Source organism: Candidatus Polarisedimenticolia bacterium (assembly GCA_035764505.1).
In the GTDB taxonomy this organism is placed as follows: domain Bacteria; phylum Acidobacteriota; class Polarisedimenticolia; order Gp22-AA2; family AA152; genus AA152.
In genome coordinates this window covers 1-4,061 of the sequence record DASTZC010000158.1, presented here as the reverse complement: position 1 = coordinate 4,061, position 4,061 = coordinate 1, and the positions used below count along the sequence as shown (strand labels likewise).

Here is a 4,061-nt window from a genome sequence, read left to right as displayed (position 1 = left end):
GTTCCGGCAAGCCCGGGCTCCTGCGCGGCATTCGCAATCGAGAGATCCAGGGCTCCGTCGCCGTCCGTGTCTTTCAACAGCTCCCCGAAGTTGAAGTTGATCTGGACCATCACGGGCGCGGGGGGCAGGGACGGACGATCTTCACCGCGCAAGGTGTCCTTCGCAACCCTTGCCGCAACGGGAGCGCGCTCTTCAGATTCCTCGGGCCGCTCGAGATGGATCGTGAAGACGAGAGCCCCCTCGCGGCCGCCTTCGTCGCCGAAATCGTAGGCTCCGGGGCGGCCCTGGATCTCCAGCACATCGATACGGGGATCCAGGGCAGGCTCCGTTCCGGCCCCCGCCAGGCTCTCCTCGGGATCCGAAGCCAGGCGACCGGAACGGTTGAACAAGACGGTGGCATGTCCCTTGAAATCAAGGGTGACCACGTCGACACGCCCATCTTCGTCGAAATCCGCTTGAATCGGATCGATGCTCAGCGAAGGGCGTTCGAAGGCTCCCGTGAGATACTCTCCCGCGGGTGAGTAGTACGTCTTCTCCGCGAGGAACTCACCGGTTCCCGAGCCGACTCCAACCGTCAGGCTGTCGAGATCCTGCCGCGCAACCAGATCCAGGAACCCGTCTCCCTCAAGGTCAGTGAACTCGCCGGCATACGCGCAGCAGTCTGAAGCGACGGTGAAATGGAAATCGCGGTCCGGCGTCCCCAGGAATACCTGCCGTCCAATCGTATAGAGTCCGTTCCAACCCGGTGCCAGGGAGAGGTCGGTAATACCGTCGCCGTTCAAATCCCGCGGCTTCAACAGGCGGGCCGGCGCCGACGTGCTACTGTTTCCAAAGTAGTAAGGAATCTCGAAGGTGCCGTCTCCGTGACCCGGTCCCCAGGCGCCGAGCCCAGGCGCGAACATGTTCGATCTCACAAGCAGGATCAGATCGGGAACTCCGTCTCCATCGATGTCGTCACTATCGACATCCAGAAACTCGGGGTTGAAATAGCCGGGCGGGAGAGTGTAGGCAGGCACGGAAGGCGCGAATCCTCCGTGGCCGTCCCCGAGAACCGAGACGGCGCTGCCGTCGATGAGGCCGCTGAGGCCCGGCTTCGTGACGCCGCTACCGCCGACGATCAGATCCAAATGGCCGTCGCGGTTCAAGTCCACAGGTACGGCCTTGATGGGTCTGGGGCCCACCGCCACGGTCACGCCGGCGGCGAATCGCGGAGCTCCGGGCTGGGCCAGATAGATGGCCACGCTTCCCGGCTCGTTCGAGGTGGACGCGTTGGCCCTGAGAAACGCGAGATCGGTCCGGCCATCTTCGTTCCAATCACCCGATACCATGGCCGGGACGCCGAAGCTTCCCGAAAAGCCCACCTCACGGAGGAACCCCCCGCGACCATCACCGCGAAAGACCTGAATCCCGTCAAGGGTGCCCACGGCGATGTCTTGATGATGGTCCCCATCGAAATCGCCCGCACGAAGCTTGAGCGTGAGCGGCTGCCGCTCTGCAGACAGATCGAGATCCGCGAAGTCACGATTACGGGAACCATGATTGAGAAAAACCGAAAGGGTGGGATGTGTGGTCGTGTAATCGCTCGGCAGCCGGTCCCCGAAGTACACCCGGTCATAAAGGGCGTCTTCGTCCCAGCGGGTGCGCAGGAGGCCGTTGACGCGCAGCGGCACACGCTGCCAGGGACCAGCACGAAACTGCCCGTTGCTCAGCTGGAGGAATGGGACGGTCCATCCCTCGCCTGAAACTTCGACATCCTGCCTGCCGTCCTCATCAAGATCGGCGACGGTCGCAGTTCGGAAGAAGTCAGCGTAGCTCTGGAGTGGATCGCTCTGCGCCTGGACCGTCGCGAATCTTCCGGGTGCCGTGCTGAGATAGATCGTGCTCTGCACCCTCCCCGATCCTGGAACGACGTAGACGAGGTCGGGCAGATGATCAGCGTTCAGATCATCGACGGCCGAGGGAGCGATGCTGCTTTCCGGAGAGACCGGGAGCGGCGGCGAGACGGCGAGTCCCGCCTGGGGAAGGCTGAGGTGCCCGGCGCCGTCTCCCAGCAGAATCTCGGTGGTTCCGAGCGGCCCTGAGCCGATAGAGAGTAAATCCGCCTTGCCGTCATGGTTGAAATCCCTCGCCGAGATCGGAATCAACCGGAAATCCAGCGCCGGATCGGCAGGCGCCTCGATCTTCTGGCTCCTTCGGAACCCGCCTTGACCGTCGGCGAGGAATACATAGATGTTGGTGCTGTCCCGGATGTTGAAAGTATCGAAGTCGATGATAAAGAACGGCTGGCTCATCACGACGTCGGGCAGGCCGTCGCCGTTGAAGTCTGCGCTCATGATGTAGGGCTGATATTGGAAGCCTTCCGTCGGGTCCAGGGGGAGGCTGAAGGGAGTCGGCAGAAAGGTCCCGCTTGCGGTCATTCTATACAGAAGGCCTGACCGCCAGAATGCAACGTCGACGCGGCGATCGCCGTCGAAATCACCGATGGTCATCTTGTCGCCGGTGACGTAGTACGGGGTGAAGCTGCAGCTGCTGGTACCGTTGACCGGCGTGTGCTCGACCGGGCCGATGCCCCCCTCCGCGCGCAACCGCACGAGCGTGATACCGCCGAGGCCGTAGCATGGGTCGTTGGCCACCAGTAATTCCGGGCGGCCATCCCCGTCGAAATCTCCGACCCGCGCCGTTGCCATGTCCAGATTCCTGGTGCCCCCCTGGTAAGGCACCTCGATCTCGTAGTCGATTCGCCGACCGCGAAACACCGGCGCGTGGGTCACGGCGCTATTCCGCGCCGCTCCGGTTTCCAGGTTTCTGGTGGTCTCAACCTGTTCACTCGGCACTTCGAAATGGTCGTCGATTCTAGGACCACGATGAGATGGCGCAGGACGCTTGGGACCGCCATAGACGCCAGAAAGGAGGCCGGCGGTGACGGCGAACAGGACAGCAAGTCTTGCCAGGTGTGCCAGCTGAAAGCTCGGGCCCGTCCGCCTGCCAGGCGCTCTTCCGTCGGGACTCATGTCAGCCTCGGAGAATGTGGGCTGGATTCATCGGGACGGGGCAGTCTAGTCACCGAGGGCGCAGGCGATCAGTGATTGCATGCGTCAATTCCCTGCTCCGACGCGCCACACCATCATCGATTTTTGTGACGTAAATATATCCCGGCGCCAATCTTCGCGTCAACGGAGAAGAAATAAGGCATTTGCCCGTTTGGATAGCGAAAGGCGACTTCGACAGAGCTTTCACGTTTCATCGTCATGTCCTTGGTCCGCGCAACTTGCGGCTTCCGCGCAGACTGTAATTATGACGCGCACACCTGTTCACGCCGGCCCGGTTCCCGTAAACTGACGCGCGCGCCTGCCCCGTATGCGCCATCGAATGCGGAAGTGCCGGGCGTCCTGGACCCCTGATGAAGCGGTTCCGCTTCGGCACCGTGCTCCCGTGGAGAGCGCCGTTCACGGCGGGGGACGGCCTGATCTTCCTCGGGATCGCCGCCCTGCTGTACGCGGGCGCCCGTCTTGCGTTCGCGGCGCCGCGCTCGATCGCGGGCCCCAGCATCTCGACCTCCCCTGCCGCCCTCCCGTGGTACGCGCTGCTGTCGATCGGCCGGATGCTGGCGGCTTATTGCCTGTCGCTGACCTTCAGCCTTTTCTACGGCCACGCCGCCGCCCGGCGGCGCGCCGCGGGACGGGTCCTTCTGCCGCTGCTGGACGTGCTGCAGAGCGTGCCGATCCTGTCGTTCCTGCCGGTCGTCCTGCTGGGGCTGAGCGCCTTGCTCCCGTCGGGCCTGGCCGCGGAGCTGGCCGCCATCGTCCTCATCTTCACCTCCCAGGCCTGGAACATGACCTTCAGCTTCTACCAGTCGATGACCACCATCCCCGGCGATCTTCGCGAGGCGGCGTCGATCTTCCGCTTCGATCCCTGGCTGCGATTCAAGACGCTCGACCTGCCGTTCGCCGCGGTGGGGCTCATCTGGAACAGCATGATGTCCTGGGCGGGCGGCTGGTTCTTCCTGATGGCCGCCGAGATCTACAACGTCGGGGCACGCGACTTCCGTCTGCCGGGCCTCG

The 4,061-nt window shown here is 63.4% G+C and carries 2 protein-coding genes; one reads left to right on the top strand and one right to left on the bottom strand.

From position 1 onward, the window contains the following. A partial coding sequence (locus tag VFW45_10715; protein HEU5181258.1) for a VCBS repeat-containing protein occupies positions 1 to 2,771 on the bottom strand: 2,771 nt, incomplete at its 3' end. Between the two features lie 629 nt (positions 2,772 to 3,400). Between VFW45_10715 and VFW45_10710 the strand changes: the two genes are divergently transcribed. Beyond that, positions 3,401 to 4,061, top strand: a 661-nt coding sequence (locus tag VFW45_10710; protein ID HEU5181257.1) for an ABC transporter permease subunit, incomplete at its 3' end; no start/stop codon positions are given.